Annotated in this window: 18 protein-coding genes; 7 read left to right on the top strand and 11 right to left on the bottom strand. The window is 61.1% G+C overall.

Annotated features, from left to right (window positions below; genetic code table 11):
* Positions 1–9: 9 nt before the first annotated feature.
* Entirely contained in the window at positions 10–810 is an 801-nt protein-coding gene (gene nagB, locus AB5Y68_RS12530; RefSeq protein ID WP_010674098.1) for a glucosamine-6-phosphate deaminase, read from the bottom strand.
* A gap of 272 nt (positions 811–1,082) precedes the next feature.
* On the opposite strand from nagB, the gene nagE reads away from it, so the two are divergent.
* Both nagE and AB5Y68_RS12520 read left to right on the top strand, forming a co-directional pair.
* The gene (gene nagE / locus AB5Y68_RS12525; protein ID WP_039039841.1) at positions 1,083–2,537 is read left to right on the top strand and encodes an N-acetylglucosamine-specific PTS transporter subunit IIBC; all 1,455 of its coding nucleotides are present in this window, start codon (positions 1,083–1,085) and stop codon (positions 2,535–2,537) included.
* 122 nt (positions 2,538–2,659) lie between these two features.
* On the top strand, positions 2,660–5,323 hold the full coding sequence (locus tag AB5Y68_RS12520) for a beta-N-acetylhexosaminidase (protein WP_039039840.1): 2,664 nt from the start codon (positions 2,660–2,662) through the stop codon (positions 5,321–5,323).
* 3 nt (positions 5,324–5,326) lie between these two features.
* Here the strand turns inward: AB5Y68_RS12520 and AB5Y68_RS12515 are convergent, their stop codons facing one another.
* Positions 5,327–5,749 (bottom strand): hypothetical protein, encoded by a 423-nt coding sequence (locus tag AB5Y68_RS12515; protein WP_182976762.1) that lies wholly within the window; start codon positions 5,747–5,749, stop codon positions 5,327–5,329.
* Between AB5Y68_RS12515 and glnS the strand changes: the two genes are divergently transcribed.
* The gene (gene glnS, locus AB5Y68_RS12510; protein ID WP_039039839.1) at positions 5,666–7,327 is read left to right on the top strand and encodes a glutamine--tRNA ligase; all 1,662 of its coding nucleotides are present in this window, start codon (positions 5,666–5,668) and stop codon (positions 7,325–7,327) included. The two genes, AB5Y68_RS12515 and glnS, sit on opposite strands and share 84 nt — an antisense overlap.
* Positions 7,328–7,426: 99 nt before the next feature.
* Here glnS and fur read toward each other — a convergent pair whose 3' ends face one another.
* A complete protein-coding gene (fur, locus tag AB5Y68_RS12505; protein ID WP_010674102.1) occupies positions 7,427–7,855 on the bottom strand; it encodes a ferric iron uptake transcriptional regulator in 429 nt (142 codons plus the stop codon).
* Positions 7,856–8,086: 231 nt separating this feature from the next.
* On the opposite strand from fur, the gene AB5Y68_RS12500 reads away from it, so the two are divergent.
* Positions 8,087–8,560, top strand: coding sequence for a DUF4442 domain-containing protein (locus tag AB5Y68_RS12500; protein ID WP_039039838.1), 474 nt, complete (start codon positions 8,087–8,089; stop codon positions 8,558–8,560).
* Between the two features lie 68 nt (positions 8,561–8,628).
* Here the strand turns inward: AB5Y68_RS12500 and fldA are convergent, their stop codons facing one another.
* The 4 genes from fldA to AB5Y68_RS12480 are packed head-to-tail and all read right to left on the bottom strand — an operon-like array spanning position 8,629 to position 10,552.
* Entirely contained in the window at positions 8,629–9,153 is a 525-nt protein-coding gene (gene fldA, locus AB5Y68_RS12495; RefSeq protein WP_010674104.1) for a flavodoxin FldA, read from the bottom strand.
* A gap of 40 nt (positions 9,154–9,193) precedes the next feature.
* On the bottom strand, positions 9,194–9,490 hold the full coding sequence (ybfE, locus tag AB5Y68_RS12490; protein ID WP_005325670.1) for a LexA regulated protein: 297 nt from the start codon (positions 9,488–9,490) through the stop codon (positions 9,194–9,196).
* A 20-nt stretch (positions 9,491–9,510) separates the two neighbouring features.
* Complete coding sequence (locus AB5Y68_RS12485) at positions 9,511–9,732, bottom strand: DUF2788 domain-containing protein (protein ID WP_010674106.1); 222 nt, start codon at positions 9,730–9,732, stop codon at positions 9,511–9,513.
* A gap of 55 nt (positions 9,733–9,787) precedes the next feature.
* Positions 9,788–10,552: an alpha/beta fold hydrolase gene (locus AB5Y68_RS12480; RefSeq protein ID WP_039039837.1), complete on the bottom strand. Its 765-nt coding sequence runs from the start codon at positions 10,550–10,552 to the stop codon at positions 9,788–9,790.
* 290 nt (positions 10,553–10,842) lie between these two features.
* On the opposite strand from AB5Y68_RS12480, the gene seqA reads away from it, so the two are divergent.
* Positions 10,843–11,352 carry a replication initiation negative regulator SeqA gene (gene seqA / locus AB5Y68_RS12475; RefSeq protein ID WP_039039836.1) on the top strand — a complete coding sequence of 170 codons (510 nt, stop codon included), beginning with the start codon at positions 10,843–10,845 and terminating at the stop codon, positions 11,350–11,352.
* A 53-nt stretch (positions 11,353–11,405) separates the two neighbouring features.
* Positions 11,406–13,055, top strand: coding sequence for a phosphoglucomutase (alpha-D-glucose-1,6-bisphosphate-dependent) (gene pgm, locus AB5Y68_RS12470; protein WP_039039934.1), 1,650 nt, complete (start codon positions 11,406–11,408; stop codon positions 13,053–13,055).
* A 74-nt stretch (positions 13,056–13,129) separates the two neighbouring features.
* On the opposite strand, the gene AB5Y68_RS12465 is transcribed toward pgm, so the two are convergent.
* Positions 13,130–14,011 carry a DMT family transporter gene (locus AB5Y68_RS12465; protein WP_039039835.1) on the bottom strand — a complete coding sequence of 294 codons (882 nt, stop codon included), beginning with the start codon at positions 14,009–14,011 and terminating at the stop codon, positions 13,130–13,132.
* 94 nt (positions 14,012–14,105) lie between these two features.
* Between AB5Y68_RS12465 and AB5Y68_RS12460 the strand changes: the two genes are divergently transcribed.
* Entirely contained in the window at positions 14,106–14,588 is a 483-nt protein-coding gene (locus AB5Y68_RS12460) for a MarR family winged helix-turn-helix transcriptional regulator (RefSeq protein WP_039039834.1), read from the top strand.
* Between the two features lie 45 nt (positions 14,589–14,633).
* On the opposite strand, the gene mltB is transcribed toward AB5Y68_RS12460, so the two are convergent.
* From mltB to AB5Y68_RS12445, 3 genes are all read right to left on the bottom strand, one after another.
* Entirely contained in the window at positions 14,634–15,731 is a 1,098-nt protein-coding gene (gene mltB, locus AB5Y68_RS12455) for a lytic murein transglycosylase B (RefSeq protein ID WP_039039833.1), read from the bottom strand.
* Positions 15,732–15,824: 93 nt separating this feature from the next.
* Positions 15,825–16,427 (bottom strand): CDP-alcohol phosphatidyltransferase family protein, encoded by a 603-nt coding sequence (locus tag AB5Y68_RS12450; protein WP_039039832.1) that lies wholly within the window; start codon positions 16,425–16,427, stop codon positions 15,825–15,827.
* Positions 16,420–17,082, bottom strand: coding sequence for an ATP-binding cassette domain-containing protein (locus AB5Y68_RS12445; RefSeq protein WP_368207211.1), 663 nt, complete (start codon positions 17,080–17,082; stop codon positions 16,420–16,422). The genes AB5Y68_RS12450 and AB5Y68_RS12445 overlap by 8 nt, the downstream gene beginning before the upstream one ends.
* Between the last annotated feature and the right edge of the window lie 3 nt (positions 17,083–17,085).

Genomic DNA, 17,085 nt, shown 5'->3' with positions numbered 1-17,085 from the left:
GGGAGCTCCTCAGAGGTGCTTGATATTGTCGGCTTCCAGTTGCTGGAAGTAGCGCACCGTCTTGACCTTCAACTCCATGGTGGAAGGTTCGTCGCACACCACAATCCCTTTCGGATGCAGTTGCAGGGTGGAGATGGTCCACATGTGGTTGACGCTGCCCTCCACGGTGGCCTGCAGGGCCTGGGCCTTGGCGTGACCGACCACCAGGATCAGGATCTCTTCGGCGTCCATCAGGGTGCCGACACCCACGGTCAGGGCCAGCTTGGGCACCTGCTCCATGTCGCCGCCAAAGAAGCGGGAGTTGGCGATGCGGGTGTCTTCGGTCAGGGTCTTGACCCGGGTACGGGAAGCCAGGGAAGAGGCCGGTTCGTTGAAGGCGATGTGGCCGTCATTGCCGACGCCGCCCATGAACAGGTGGATCTTGCCGTAGGACTTGATCTTGTCTTCGTAACGCTGGCACTCGGCCACCAAATCCTCGGCGTTGCCATTGAGGATGTTGATGTTTTCCGGGCGAATGTCCACGTGATTGAAGAAGTTGTTGTGCATGAAGCTGTGGTAGCTCTCCGGGTGTTCCTTGGGCAGCCCTACGTACTCGTCCATGTTGAAGGTGACCACGTTCTGGAAGCTCACCTCGCCGGCTTTATGCAGCTCAATCAGGCGCTTGTAGGTGTTGAGCGGGGTACCGCCAGTGGGCAGACCCAGCACGAAGGGGCGCTCGGCAGTGGGTTTGAACGCATTGATGCGGTCAACGATGTAACGGGCAGACCAGAGACCCACCTGGCTGGCAGACTTCAACGGGATCAGGCGCATTCTATATACCTCAGTACGGTTGCCGCACAGGGAGTGACGGCAAGGGACCAGACACGGATTCAAGTTGTTTTATAGCGTAAATAAAGATTGCGAACTAAGCCACATCTATCGGCTACCTTTATCTCTGTTGAGTGATAATGATCACGAAAGCTGGTTTATTAATTTGCGCAGCGAAATAAAACACATAGACTGCCAATCAAGCCTTGATGGCTTATGCGTCGAACGTGATAAGCACTTAATTTCTAGAAAAACACCAACTAAGGAGAGGAACCGTGAACATTCTCGGTTATTTGCAAAAGATCGGCCGTGCCCTGATGGTGCCGGTAGCGGTATTGCCTGCCGCCGCGATCCTGATGGGGATTGGCTACTGGATTGACCCGAACGGTTGGGGTGGCGGAAGCCCTCTGGCTGCGTTTCTGATCAAGGCGGGCGCCGCCATCATCGACAGTATGCCCATTCTGTTCGCCGTCGGCGTCGCTTACGGCATGTCCAAGGATAAAGACGGTTCCGCCGCGCTGGCCGGTCTGGTCGGCTTCCTGGTGGTCACCACCCTGCTGAGCCCGGGCGCCGTGGCCCAGATCAAGGGTATCCCGGCCGACCAGGTGCCGGCAGCCTTTGCCAAGATCAGCAACCAGTTCGTCGGCATCCTGTGTGGTGTCATCGCCGCCGAGCTCTACAACCGCTTCAGCAGCGTGGAGCTGCACAAGGCGCTGGCCTTCTTCTCCGGTCGTCGTCTGGTGCCGATCGTGACCTCCGTGGTGATGATCGTCGTCTCCTTCATCCTGATGGCCGTCTGGCCTGTCATCTATGGTGGCTTGGTGAGCTTCGGTGAATCCATCGTCAGCATGGGCTCCACCGGTGCCGGCATCTACGCCTTCTTCAACCGTCTGCTGATCCCGGTCGGTCTGCACCACGCCCTGAACTCCGTGTTCTGGTTCGACGTGGCCGGCATCAACGACATCCCGAACTTCCTGGGTGGCCAGTCCTCCATCGACGCCGGCAAGGCTGTCGTGGGCGTGACCGGCATGTACCAGGCCGGCTTCTTCCCCATCATGATGTTCGGTCTGCCGGGTGCCGCACTGGCCATCTACCACAGCGCGAAGAAAGAGAACAAAGAGAAGGTTGCGTCCATCATGATCGCTGCCGCCTTTGCCGCCTTCTTCACCGGGGTGACCGAGCCGCTCGAGTTCTCCTTCATGTTCGTGGCGCCGGTACTGTACGTCATCCACGCCCTGCTGACCGGTATCTCCGTGTTCATCGCAGCCTCCATGCACTGGATCGCCGGTTTCGGCTTCAGCGCCGGTCTGGTGGATATGGTGCTCTCCAGCCGCAACCCGCTGGCGACCCAGTGGTACATGCTGCTGGTACAGGGTCTGGTCTTCTTCGGCCTCTACTACGTGGTCTTCCGCGCAGTGATCGCCAAGTTCAACCTGAAAACCCCGGGTCGTGAAGATGACGAAGCCGTGCCGGTACAGGCTCAAACCACCGACCGCACCGAGCTGGCCAAGCAGTATCTGGAAGTGCTGGGTGGTCAGGAGAACCTGGTGACCATCGATGCCTGCATCACCCGTCTGCGTCTGACCCTGAAAGACCGCAGCATCGTTGACGAGCGCAAGCTCAAAGCTCTGGGCGCGGCCGGTGTGGTCAAGCTCGGTGAGCAGAACCTGCAGGTGATTCTGGGCCCATTGGCCGAGATCATCGCCGGTGAGATGAAAGCCCTGCGTTAATCGAGCGACTCGCTCACCTCAAGTCTAAGTCCATTGTTGACATAACTAAGGGCCCCGCCTCGGGGCCCCATATAAAAAAAGCCAAGAAAATCCAACCTTTACTTCAAATGAGAGCAGCAGTTATGAACTTGAAACATTCTCTGTTAGCCATTGCCATGTCTACCGTTTTCGCCGGTCCCGCACTTGCAGCCGATGCTGCCAGGCAAGCGGTGGTCGACGCCCTCGCCAGCAACCTCGTCGTCAAGTACGAAGTCGTCACCAATGACGGTGCCGGCGCCGGTCTTGATTGCCAGGCGCTGGGCTCCGAGTGGGCGAGCTGCGGTGTTGCCAAGCTGCACCTGACCAATACCGGTGCCGACGTCACCTCCAAGGACTGGAGCATCTATGTCTCCTCCATCCGCCGCATCCAGCGGGTGGACAACGACCAGTTCACCATCACCCACCTGACCGGCGACCTCTATCGTTTGACGCCGACCGAGAAGTTCCAGGGCTTTGCCAAGGACGCCACGGTCGAGGTGCCCCTGGTGGTGGAATACTGGGTATTGTTCGAATCTGACATCATGCCGAACTGGTATGTCGCCAGTGAAGGGGCCGAGCCGAAAGTGCTGGCCAGCATGAGCAACATCGACGATGCCAGCACCTACGAGAAGCCGATGCCGGCCGATGGCTGGAAGCGCACCAAGGATGACAACAACATCCTGATGAACAGCGAGACCCGTTTCGCCGCCAACCAGACCAGCACCCTGCTGCCTGCCGGCAAGATTGACGACCGCATCCTGCCAAGCCCGATGAAGCAGGTGGTCAAGGCCGGCCCGCAAATCGACTTCTCCACCATCAAGCTCAATGCCCTTGACCTGCCGAGCGATCGCGCCGAGGCCCTGAAGGCGCAACTGACCAAGCTGGGTGTTACCCTCTCCGACACCGGCTACCCGGTCACCATCAAGCTCGGCAGCAAGCTCAAGCAGGCCGAAGGCTACGACATGACCATCGGCAAGAAGGGCACCGTCATTCAGGGGCACGACGTTGACGGCGCCTTCTGGGGCGCCCAGTCTCTGATCTCTCTGCTGGGGGTTGACGACAAGCTGGTGAGCCAGATGAGCGTCGAGGATGCGCCGCGCTTTGAATACCGGGGCATGCAGACCGACGTGGCCCGTCACTTCCGAAGCCCGGAGACCATGAAGAAGCTGGTGGATCAGATGTCCGCCATGAAGCTCAACGTGCTGCACCTGGGGCTGACCAACGATGAAGGCTGGCGTCTGGAGATCCCGGGCCTGCCGGAGCTGACCGACGTCGGCAGCCAGCGTTGCCATGACGAGTCCGAAACCAAGTGCCTGATGCCGCAGCTTGGCTCCGGCCCCACCAGCGACAACCAGGGCTCCGGTTTCTACAGCAAGGCGGACTACATCGACCTGGTACGCTATGCCAAGGCCCGCGGTGTGACCGTGATCCCCGAGATCAACATGCCGGCCCACGCCCGTGCCGCCGTGGTCTCCATGGAGGCGCGCTACAAGCGTCTGATGAGCGAGGGCAAAGAAGCCGAGGCCAACCAGTTCCGTCTGACTGACCCGGCCGATACCTCCAACGTCACCTCGGTACAGTTCTACGACAAGATGTCCTTCATCAACCCCTGCCAGCCGGGTGCCGCCACCTTCGTTGCCAAGGTGATGGACGAAGTGGCCCAGATGCACCAGGCCGCCGGCCAGCCGCTGACCGCCTGGCACTACGGTGGTGACGAGGCGAAGAACATCATGCAGGGCGGTGGTTACCAGGATCCGGCCGTCACCAAGAAAGAAGATCTGGTGGCCTGGAAGGGCAATGTCGACTCCAGCAAGCAGGACAAGCCGTTCGGCAAGTCCCCCATGTGCCAGAAGATGATCGACGATGGCAAGATCAAGGACGTGGCCGAGCTGCCGGTCTACTTTGCCAAGGAAGTGAGCGAGATGGTCAAGGGCCACGGCTTCTCCACCCTGCAGGCGTGGGAAGATGGCCTGAAGTACGCCACGGATGCCAGCGTATTCGCCACCGACAAGACCCGGGTCAACTTCTGGGAAACCCTCTACTGGGGTGGTTTCAACGAGGCGATGAAGTGGGCGCACAAGGGCTATGACGTGGTGCTCTCCAACCCGGATTACCTCTACTTCGACTTCCCGAACGAGGTACACCCGGCCGAGCGCGGCTACTACTGGGCAACCCGCTTCAACGACACCCGCAAGGTGTTCGCCTTCGCCCCGGAAAACCTGCCGCAGAACGCCGAGACCTCGGTTGACCGCGACGGCAACGCCTTCGTGGCCAAGGGTGACCAGGATCCGGTCAAGTTCAAGGGGATCTCCGGTCAGCAGTGGAGTGAAACCGTGCGCACCGATGCCCAGTACGAATACATGGTCTATCCGCGCATCTTCTCCGTGGCCGAGCGCGCCTGGCACAAGGGCGGCTTCGAGCTCGATTACGTGAAGGGTCGCGAGTTCTCCGGCACCACCAAGCACGTGAACAAGGCCACCCTGAACAAGGAGTGGAACCAGTTTGCCAACGTGCTGGGTCAGCGCGTACTGCCGAAACTGGACCAGGCCGGGGTGGAATATCGCCTCTCCGTACCGGGTGCCAAGGTGGTGAACGGTGTGCTGGAAGCGAATGTGGATCTGCCGGGTCTGCCCATCCAGTACAGCCTGGATGGCAAGAGCTGGAGCGCCTACGACGCTGCCGCCAAGCCGACCGTGGATGGCAAGGTCTACCTGCGTACCACCAGCTTCGATGGCAAGCGTACCAGCCGCGTCACCGAGCTGAACTGATAGCTAGCCTTCAATCCATAACGCAAGGTGGGTCGCAAGACCCGCCTTTCCCAAGGTCGATGGCCATCGGGTTTGGGAAAGGTTGACTCTGCGTGTGAACCTTTGTTGTGTGTGTTTTGTCTGTTTTTCATCACTTGAGACCCCGCCCCGTGCGGGGCTTTTTTTGACCAGGATCTCTGCAATTTCTCCCGTTTCGCCGTTTTTGGTGCGCCAATGACCCGAATTGGCCAAATTCAGGTTGAGGCAGGGCGCGTAATGAGGGATCATACCCGGCTTGACGGCGGGGGTATGAGGGTGCCAGCCGGCACAACGTCCGCCAGTGACGCATTTTTGAGGTGAGCCATGAGTCAGGCGAACAGCCCAACTAACTTTATTCGTCAGATCATTGATGAAGATCTGGCCAGCGGTAAGCACAGCAGCGTGCATACCCGTTTCCCGCCGGAGCCGAACGGTTATCTCCATATCGGCCACGCCAAATCCATCTGCCTGAACTTCGGCATCGCCCGCGACTATCAGGGTCAGTGCAACCTGCGTTTCGATGACACCAACCCGGCGAAGGAAGACATCGAGTTCGTGGAGTCCATCAAGCAGGACGTCCAGTGGCTGGGTTTCCAGTGGAGCGGCGAGATCTGCTACTCCTCCGACTATTTCCACAAGCTGCACGGCTATGCCATCGAGCTCATCGAGAAGGGACTGGCCTATGTGGACGAGCTCTCCCCGGAGCAGATGCGCGAATACCGCGGCACCCTGACTGCCCCTGGCAAGAACAGCCCGTTCCGCGATCGCAGCGTGGAAGAGAACCTTGCCCTGTTCGCCAAGATGAAAAACGGTGAGATGGCCGAAGGCTCCGCCTGCCTGCGCGCCAAGATCGACATGGCATCCCCCTTCATGGTGATGCGCGATCCCGTCATCTATCGCATCAAGTTTGCCCACCACCACCAGACCGGTGACGAGTGGTGCATCTACCCGATGTATGACTTCACCCACTGCATCTCGGACGCCCTGGAGGGGATCACCCACTCCCTGTGTACCCTGGAGTTCCAGGACAACCGTCGCCTGTATGACTGGGTGCTGGACAACATCAGCATCGACTGTCACCCCCGTCAGTACGAGTTTTCCCGTCTGAACCTCGAATACACCGTCATGTCCAAGCGCAAGCTGAACCTGCTGGTAACCGAGGGGCACGTGAACGGCTGGGATGATCCGCGCATGCTGACCGTCTCCGGTCTGCGCCGCCGTGGTTACACCCCGGCCTCCATCCGCGAGTTCTGCAAGCGCATCGGTGTGACCAAGCAGGACAACATCGTCGAGATGAGCATGCTGGAAGCCTGCATCCGCGACGATCTCAACGAGAACGCCCCGCGCGCCATGGCCGTGCTGCACCCGGTGAAGGTGGTGATCGAGAACCTGGCGGCCGACGAGGTGCTGACGGCGCCTGCGCACCCGAACAACGCTGAGATGGGCACCCGCGAGCTGAACTTCACCCGCGAGATCTTCATCGACGAGGCGGACTTCAAAGAGGAAGCCAACAAGCAGTTCAAGCGGCTGGTGCTGGGCAAGGAAGTGCGCCTGCGCAACGCCTACGTCATCAAGGCCGAACGGGTCGAGAAGGATGCCGACGGCAAGGTCACCTGCATCTACTGCTCTTACGACCCTGAGACCCTGGGCAAGGATCCGGCGGACGGTCGCAAGGTGAAAGGGGTGATCCACTGGGTCAGCGCCACTCACTCCCTGCCGGCCGAAGTGCGTCTCTACGACCGTCTGTTCAAGGTGCCGAACCCGGGCGCCGAGGATGACTTCGAAGCGGCCCTGAATCCGGAATCCCTGGTGATCATTGAAGGGGCCCGGGTGGAGGCTTCCCTGAAGGATGCCAAGCCGGAGTTTGCCTACCAGTTCGAGCGTGAAGGTTACTTCTGCGCCGACAACAAGCTCTCCAGTCCGGAGCGCCTGGTGTTCAACCGCACCGTGGCCCTGCGTGACGTCTGGGGCAAGGCCGAGGCCTGATAGAAGAGGGCAGGGGAGACCCTGCCGCTTCTGGTCCGGATTGCGGACACAAAAAAGCCAGCATCATGCTGGCTTTTTTATTGTGCCGACCCGGCCGAATCAATCGTCGTGCTTGCAGTCACCGTTGGCGCAGTGGCCATACAGGTAAAGGCTGTGGTTGGTCAGGCGGATGTTGTGCGCCTTGGCGATGTCGCGCTGGCGCTGTTCGATCACCTCGTCGGAGAACTCGATCACCTTGCCGCAGTCGAGGCAGACCAGGTGGTCGTGGTGCTCCTGGGTGGCCAGCTCGAACACCGACTTGCCCCCTTCGAAATGGTGGCGGGTAACGATACCGGCATCATCAAACTGGTTGAGAACGCGATAAACGGTAGCGAGACCAATCTCCTCGCCCTGATCGATCAGCCGTTTGTACAGATCTTCCGCACTGGTGTGCTGGCAGTCCGGCTGTTGCAGGATTTCCAGGATCTTGACACGGGGCAAGGTGATCTTGAGCCCGGCCTTTTTTAACGCTTGGTTGTTGTCTGCCATTTCTATTTATTCGCATTCTCGAAGGTGTGGTTATTCTGATTGACTGCCGCTGTAATGGCAACCACGAACTCGCTTGGCCTGTCATTATAGGTCGTAGCCAAGTTAAAAATAAACCCAGCAATTCAAGGGCTTTAGCTCATCAAGCCCGTCATGGGAATATTCAGGCCCGCTTGCTCGACCAGAGAATGTTGATACTATGTGACTTCCTTATAGTCTGGTCGGATGAGATCCATGGATTGGCTTTTCGGCAATGCCGCCTGGGTGCGCTGCGCCCTCAACGCCTGGCCCCCCTTCTGGGGTGCAGGCATCAAGATAGAAACCCTGAGCCCCGATTTCCGCTTCTGCCGGGTCACTCTCAAGTCCCGCTGGTGGAACAAGAATGCCAACCGGACCCAGTTCGGTGGCAGCATGTTCGCCATGACGGATCCCATCTACCCGTTGATGCTGATGGGCTATTTCAAGAACCGCTACTACGTGTGGGACAAGGCGGGCAGCATCAATTTCATCAAGCCGGGCAAGGGCAAACTGGTGGCGGAGTTCACCCTGAGCGACGCCAAGCTGGCATCGATCGTGGCGGCGACCGAGGGGGGAGAGAAGCACTTTCCCGAGTTCGAGGTGCAGGTGCAGGATGGTCAGGGCGAGCTGGTGGCCCAGGTGAAGCGCACCCTCTATGTCAGATCCAAGCACCAGCACAGGGGGGGCTGAATGCCTGCTGCAGATGCAACAAGGGCCCCGTCGGGGCCCTTGTTGCATGAAGAGGGAGGGAGATCAGATCACTCCAGCTCGCCCAGGCACATCTCTTCGTGCAGCTGTTTGCACCAACCCTTGACGCGCTCGGCGGTCAGTTCGGGTTGGCGATCTTCGTCGATGCCCAGGCCCACGAAGTGCTTGTCATCCACGAGCGCCTTGGAGGCTTCGAACTCGTAGCTCGCGGTCGGCCAGTGGCCGATGATGATGGCGCCCTTGGCTTCGACGATGTCACGCAGGGTGCCCATGGCGTCGAGGAAGTACTCGGCATAGTCTTCCTGATCGCCGCATCCGAAGATGGCCACCAGCTTGTTGTTGAAGTCGATCTCTTCGAGTTCGGGGAAGAAGTCGTCCCAATCGGCCTGGGCTTCGCCGTAGTACCAAGTCGGGATGCCGAACATCAGCAGATCGAAGCTGTCGATGTCGGCCTTGCTGCTCTTGGCAATGTCACGGACTTCAATCAGTTGTTTGCCCAGTTCTTTCTGGATCATCTTGGCGACAGCTTCGGTATTACCGGTATCGCTGCCGAAAAACAGACCTACACTAGCCATAGTGTTTCGTTACCCGTATCTGGTGTTGATGCTTGACGGTTCAGATTGCGATGCCTGCTGCATGAGCAGACTCGATCTGTTGCTTCAGGATAGATTGGATCAGCTCGGCTCGGCTGACGTTCTGTTGCAGCGCAAGTTGGTTCAGGCGCTCCAGCAACTCGGCTTCCACCTTTAACTCGACCCGTTTCAGCCCGTTCTCACGATCGCGCTTGAGCTGGTTGCGCTTGTTGATCTTGAGCTGGGTCTCGCGGGGGAGTGGATTGGTCTTTGGCCTGCCGGGGCGCTTCTCAGTTGCGAACAGATCCAGTGTTGTTCGATCAGTTTGCTGTTTGGCCATACATCACAGATGAAAAGTAGTTAGCCGATCCCTGAGCCTTCCCAGCCCATTTCGATCAGCCCCTTGGCGACAAAACCCGCGCAACCCAGAAACAGCACCAGCCAGACGATGAAGCGGCCGAAGCGGGGCACATTGCCCCGTTTGAGCACGTCCTGAATGGCCAGACCAATCAGCAGGAAGATGGCCACGAAGAACAGTTTCAGGCCCAGACTCTCGATGAGATCGATGTGTTCACTCAGCATGGATTGCGCGCACTCCTTAAGACGGGCGCACTATATCACAAAGGATTTGAAACTGTTAACCGCCTGTCGACAGGAAATCCACAACCAGTTTGTTGAACAAAACCGGCTTTTCCGCGTGCAGCCAGTGACCCGTGCCGGCGATGACGCGGGCCTTGGCGGCCGGGAACTGGGCCATCGCGGCCCCGGTGTATTCGGGCAGTATATAGTCGGAGTCGCCCCCCTTGATGAAGAGTGTCGCGCCTTCGAAGCGGCGTTCATCGTCAGGCCAGCCCATGATGTTGGCGTAGTTGCGCTCAAGGGCCGGCACGTTGAAACGCCACCCCCATCCAGACTCCCCTTTGGCGAAGGATTTGAGCAGGAACTGGCGCACCCCGGCGATCTCGATGTGCTCGGCCAGCATGGCTTCCGCCTCGCTGCGGCTCTGGGGGGGCGTGGCCAGCGTGGCATTGAGCCCGGCAAACACGTTCTTGTGGCGGGCGTGGGGATAGGCCACCGGGGCGATGTCCGCCACTACCAGCTTGCTGACCATTTGAGGGGCCTGCTTGGCGACCTGCATGGCGACCTTGCCCCCCATGGAGTGACCCACCAGGGCCACCTGTTCAAGTCCAAGATGGTCCAGCAGGGCCAGGATGTCCGCCGCCTGGGCCGGGTAGCTCATCTCGTCCGAGTGAAAGGAGGCGCCGTGATTGCGCAGATCGACGCTGATGACCCGGTATTGTTCACTGAGGGGGCGCGCCAGCAGGCCGAGGTTGTCCAGGCTGCCAAAGAGGCCATGGATCAGCACGACAGTCGGGCCTTCGCCCTGATCCTTGAAGTTCAATCGTGGGTATTGTTGCAAAATGACACCTTATCGGTCGTGGGCTCTATCGCCATAATTTTTAACACACTGAAAGAAAAGGATTTCATTCCTGATGGGGGATTTTTTTGTGGTTTTTTTTCAAAAATATCGCCCCGGGATCGGCTATCAGTGCGGGGGATCACACACTTGGCCCGTCATTATGCCGTATTCTCAAGGAGATTCATGCACATCTGTCCGCCCCTTGCTTGGGCTGCCGGGTCTGCCTATGTATAATCGCCGCATCCGAATTTCGACGAGTCCAGCGCATCCCTATGAAAACCATCGAGCTTGATGACGATCTCTACTTCTTTATCGCGAGCCAGACCCGGCACATCGGCGAGAGTGCGTCCGATATCCTGCGTCGCCTGCTGGAGCAACCCGCCCAGGCCGGCACGGCAACCGTGGCGGCCACGCCTGCGACGCAACCGCAACCCGTGGCCGATGCCCTGGGGCTGGAGGCACTGCTGGATTCCGGCGAGCTTCAGAAAGAAGAGAAGTCCATCAACCGCTTCATGCTGGTATTGAGCACCCTCTATCGGGACAACCCGGAAGGCTTCACCCAGGCGACCGAGATAAAAGGGCGCAAGCGCGTCTATTTTTCCCGTGACCCGGAAGCGCTGCGTGCCAGTGGCAGCACCACCAAGCCCAAGCCGGTACCGGAGACCCCGTTCTGGGTGATCACCAATACCAATACCAGCCGCAAGCAGAACATGGTGGCCCAGCTCATGAACAGCATGGGTTATGACGAGGATCTGACGGCTCGGGTGTGCGGCGCCGTTTAACCCATCAATGACTTCAGGCCTTGCCGGGCAAGGCTCAGCTCAAGGAAAACGCCATGGCACAGCATTCCCACGCCGGTCAGCCGGCTCGTCTTTGCGATCTGACCAACATTCCCCGTCTGGTCAGCGCCTACTACCTCAACAAGCCGGACATGAGCCGCCCTGAGCAGCGGGTCGCCTTCGGCACCTCCGGTCACCGCGGCAGCGCCCTGCACAGCGCCTTCACCGAATCCCACATTCTGGCGGTGACCCAGGCGCTGGTGGAGTACCGCCAGCAGGCCGGTATCACGGGGCCGCTGTTCGTCGGCATGGATACCCATGCCCTGTCTGAATCCGCCTTTGCCAGCGCGGTAGAAGTGCTGGCGGCCAACGGTGTTGAGACCCACATTCAGGCTGGCCTCGGCTTCACGCCGACCCCGGTCATCTCCCATGCCATCCTGCGCCACAACGCAGGCAAACCCGTGGCGCAGGCGGACGGCGTGGTGATCACCCCGTCCCACAACCCGCCGGAAGATGGTGGCTTCAAATACAACCCGCCCCACGGCGGCCCCGCCGAAGGCGAGATCACCAAGTGGGTGGAGGATCGCGCCAACGCGATCCTGGAAGCGGGCCTGGCCGGCGTGAAGCGGATGCCGTTTGCCGAGGCCCTCAAGAGCCCGTTCGTGGTGGAACACGACTATGTCACCCCTTATGTGGATGATCTCGAAAACGTGCTAGATCTGGCCGCCATCAAGCAGGCTGGCATCAAGATCGGCGTGGATCCGCTGGGTGGCTCCGGCGTCGCCTACTGGGACGTCATCGCCAGGCGCTACGGTCTGGACATCGAGGTGGTGAACTACAAGGTCGACCCGACCTTCTCCTTCATGACCCTGGACAAAGACGGCAAGATCCGGATGGACTGTTCCAGCCCGTTCGCGATGGCGAGCCTGATTGCCCTGAAAGACAAGTTCGACATCGCCCTTGGCAATGACCCTGACTACGACCGTCACGGCATCGTCACCAAGGCGGGCCTGATGAATCCGAACCACTATCTGGCGGTGGCCATCCAGTATCTGTTCACCCACAGAACCGGCTGGCCCAAGGGGGCGGCCGTCGGCAAGACGCTGGTCTCCTCTTCCATGATCGACCGGGTGGCCGGCGAGATCGGTCGCACCCTCAAAGAGGTGCCGGTCGGCTTCAAGTGGTTCGTGGACGGTCTCTACAGCGGCGAGTTCGGCTTTGGCGGCGAGGAGAGCGCGGGTGCCTCCTTCCTGCGCAAGGACGGTACCGTCTGGACCACCGACAAGGATGGCTTCATTCTGGCGCTGCTGGCGGCCGAGATCCTGGCGGTGACCGGCAAGGATCCCCAGGCCCACTACGATGCGCTCGAAGCCAGATTCGGCCGCTCCAGCTACCGCCGCATCGATGCCCCGGCCAACAGCGCCCAGAAGGCGGTGCTCTCCAAGCTGGATCCGGCCCTGGTGGAAGCCTCTACCCTGGCTGGTGAGCCCATCCTCGCCAAGCTGACCAAGGCGCCTGGCAACGATGCCGCCATCGGCGGCCTGAAAGTGGTGACCGAGAATGGCTGGTTCGCGGCGCGCCCCTCCGGTACCGAGTCCATCTACAAGATCTACATGGAGAGCTTCAAGGGGGAGGCGCACCTGGACCTCATCCAGCAGGAAGCCCAGCAGATCGTCTCCGCCGCCCTGGCCAAAGCCGGGGTCTGACCCTTACGACAACAACCCATGTGAAAGAGGAGCCCTGGTGGCTCCTCTTCTTTTTGTGTCGGGTTGACTGCGGATCAGCCGTTGTCGACGTTGCCGGTGGCGGCCTTGCGGTTCTGCCAGCGCTTGAGGAAAGAGCGGGCCGGCAGCTTCATCAGGAAGAGAGAGAGCAGGATGATGCCGATGCCGAGCCACTGACGGCCATCCAGGGTTTCTCCCACCATCAGCACACCGCAGGAGACCGCCACCATGGGATTGGTGAGAGCCAGCATCCCCATCACCTCCGGGCCATGGCGTTTGAGTCCCCAGAGCCAGGCCCAGTAGGCCAGAGCCGTATTGAGGATCACCAGCCAGATAAGCCCGGGAGTGGCGTCAGCCCGGGGCAGGGGCATGGGGCCGGCCAGCCACCAGGCGAGCGGGATCAGCATCAGGCCGCCCAGCAGCAGCTGCCAGGCGGTCAGGGCCAGCAGATCGTCCACCGGCCAGCGTTGCATCCAGCGGCTCGACTGGCCGATGAGCAGGGTGGCGAGCAGGGCGCACGCCACGCCGACGGGATCCAGATTGGCAGAGGGATTGAGCAGCAAGAGCACCCCGACGAGCCCCATCACCCCCAGCAACAGCCACTTGAGCGTCGGTCTGACACCGTCTTGCAGCCAGGCCAGCCCCATCAGGATGAGGGGCAGCGTCGCTCCCAACGTACCCGCCACGGCGCCGGGCAGGCGAAACGCCGCCACGAACAGCAGGGCGAAGAAGGCGGTGATGTTGCAAAACGCCAGCAGGAACTGCCTGCTCCAGACGAGAGGCGGTCTGCGGGGATGGAGCAACAGCAGCAGCACCCCGGCGGGGAGGGCGCGCCACACGGCTACCCAGTAGGGGGAGTAGTCGGTCAGGTAGAGACTGACGACGGCATAGGTGCTGCCCCAGAGCAGGGGGGCGAGCAGGGCGATCAGCAGCGGCATGGTTATCTCGTAATAAAGTATCTTTAAGTGAAGATACATTAGCCGCGAGTTGGTTTATTATCAAGTATCTTCATGTAAAGATAATGGAGCCCGAATGGAGAATGATCATGTAGATCAGCTGCTGGCCCAGTGGGCCCGGCAGCGCCCGGACCTCGACTGCTCCCCCATGGGGGTGCTGGGGAGGGTGGCGCGCATGGCGGCGATCGCCGGGCGCGAAGTGAGCGAGACCCTCAAGGAGTGCGGTCTGCTGGGGTCTGATTTCGATATCCTGGCGACCCTGCGTCGGGCCGGCGAGCCGCTGACTCCGACCGCGCTCTACCAGTCCGCCATGCTGAGTTCAGGTGCCATGACAGCCCGGCTCGACAAGCTGGAGCAGCGTGGCCTGATAAGACGTGAAGCCTCCCCCGATGACAGGCGCAGCCTGCTGGTCTGCCTGACGGGGCCGGGGCGGGAGCTGGTTGACCATGCGGTGGAACAGCACGTGGCGAACGAGCGCCGCCTGCTGGCCCCATTGACCTTGGCCGAACAGGAGCTGCTGGCAGCCCTGCTCAAGCGCTGGTTGCTGGAGAACGAATAGCAAAACGGGCCCATCGGGCCCGTTTTCGTTGGCATTGAGGCTGACTCAGTAGCCGCCTCTGGCATCCCTGACGGCAAGGCCAAGCTGCCATACCGCCATGGCGTAGTGGGTGCTGTGGTTGTAGCGGGTGATGGCGTAGAAGTTCGGCAAGCCGTACCAGTACTGATAGCCGGTGCCGACATCCAGACGCAGCAGGCTCGCCTCCTTGTGGTTGCCCAGATTGCCAGTGGGAGCCAGCCCGGCACCGCGCAGGGTGGCCACCGGGTAGCGGGTCTGGAAGCCGTGCTCATAGCCCGGCAGCTGTCCCTGGCCGCGTACTGCCACCGGCTGCCCTTTCTCCCAGCCGTGGGCCTTGAAGTAGTTGGCCACGCTGCCGATGGCATCCACCGGATCCCACAGGTTGGTGTGGCCGTTGCCGTTGAAGTCCACCGCGTAGTTGCGAAAACTCGACGGCATGAACTGGCCGTAGCCCATGGCCCCGGCATAGGAGCCCTTGGGTTCGGTGGGATCCATCCCCTCATCCCGGGTCATCACCAGGAAGGCTTCCAGCTCGCCGGTGAAGAAGTCGGCGCGGCGCGGGTAGTCAAATGCCAGGGTCGCCAGGGCGTCGAGAATGCGGGTCTTGCCCATCACCCGACCCCAGCGGGTTTCCACCCCGATGATGCCGACGATGATCTCGGGTGGCACCCCGTAGATCTGCTGCGCCCGGTTGAGTTCACTCTCGTATTCACGCCAGAAGTTGACGCCGTTCTGTACGTTGTCCGGGGTGATGAACTTGGCGCGGTAGCGGTTCCAGGCGCCGGTCGGACCGGTGGGCGGTCTGGTGGTAGGGGCCTGGGCGTCCATCAGCTTGATGATCCAGTCATAACGCTCGGCCTGGGCCAGTACCCGGTGCAGCTCGGCGCTGTCGAAGCCGTGCTTTTGCACCATCCGCTGCACGAAGTTGTCCACGTTGGAACGATTGGCGAAGTCCCCCTTGCTGACCCCGGGCTGGCTCACCTGTCCGTAGAAGGGTTTGCTCGGCGGCGTCTGGTTGATGAAGGCGCTGTTGGGCTGGGGTTTGACCACGGGCTTGGGCGCCGGCGTGCTGCTGCAGCCGTAGATCAGGGGAAACAGGGAGAGGACACAGACAAGGCGACGCATAGGGTTCTCGTGAGCCTGAAAAAGAGTGCCGTCATGGTAAAACATTGGCGTGCAGGCGCAAGTGCTCCGTGCCGGCGCGCCCCCGGGATCCCGTCAGCGCAGGGTGTGGTAGCCGCTCCAGATCCGGGTCAGGGTCGTGATGGCACAGAGCAGGGCGAAACCGTAGGCCAGTGGCACGAAGGCGGCGGGCCAGAGGCACATGAGCACGAAGAGGGCGATGGTTTCGCTCCCCTCGGTGAGCCCGCCCAGATAGTAGAGGGATTTGTGGTGGTAGACGGGGCTCTCGATGCCCCGTTTGCCCGCCATGATGGCAAAGGCCAGAAAGCTCGATCCCGTGCCCATGAAGGCGAACAGCAGGGTGGCGGCGGCCAGGGCGTTGGCCGGGTCGGCGAGGGCAAAGCCCAGCACCACGGCGGCGTAGAAGATGAAATCCAGCGTGATGTCGAGAAACCCGCCGCAGTCGGTGATGCCCGTTTCCCGCGCCACGGCGCCATCCACCCCGTCCAGCAGCCGGTTGAGCAGAATCGCCGCCAACGCCCACTGATAGCAGCCAAAGGCCAGCAGCGGCAGCGCCAGCATGCCGATGAGAAAGCCGGCGAGGCTCACCTGGTTGGCGCTCACCCCGGCCCGGTACAGGGGGCGGGCGAGCGCGGCGAGGGGGCGGCGGATAACCGGGATCAGGTGGCGATCAAACAAGGTGGTGCTCCTCTTCTGGGATGACTGGGGGGATCAACTGCAAGATGGTGCCCGGCGCATCCTCTTCGTCGTGGGTCACCAGCAGGGCGGGGATGGCCTGCGTGCGCAGGCGCTCGAACACCAGGGTTCTGAATGCCGCCCGCAGCGGCTTGTCGAGGCGGGAGAAGGGTTCGTCCAGCAGCAATGCCCTGGGCTCGGCCAGCAGGGCACGCAGCAGGCTGACGCGGGCTTTCTGGCCGCCGGAGAGCGTCCCAGGCAGCTTGTCCGCCTGAGCCTCCAGCCCGACCTCGGCCAGCGCCTCACGGGCCCGGGTCTGCCTTGCCGCCATCCCCTTGAGATGCGCCGGCATGCCGAACATCAGATTTTCGGCCACCGTCAGGTGGGCAAACAGCAGGTCATCCTGAAACAGGATGCCGACGCCTCTCTCCTGGGGGGGGAGCGGGGTGAGGCGATGTGCGCCGAGCAGGATGTCCCCGGTCAGCCGGATGGGCCCCCCGGGTGGCAGCACTCCCGCCAGGGCCGCCAGCAGGGAGCTCTTGCCACAGCCGCTCTGTCCCATCAGGGTGAGCACCTCGCCCGGGGCCACCCTGAGGGGGGGGAGCGTCAGCAGGGGGGCGCCGTCGAGGAAGAGGGTGAGTGCGGAGGTGTGCAGCATCGG

This window comes from Aeromonas sp. R6-1 (genome assembly GCF_040908165.1).
Classification (GTDB): Bacteria; Pseudomonadota; Gammaproteobacteria; order Enterobacterales; family Aeromonadaceae; genus Aeromonas; species Aeromonas caviae.
Note: the sequence above shows the minus strand (reverse complement) of the source record. Positions and strands in the feature narration are given on the sequence as shown.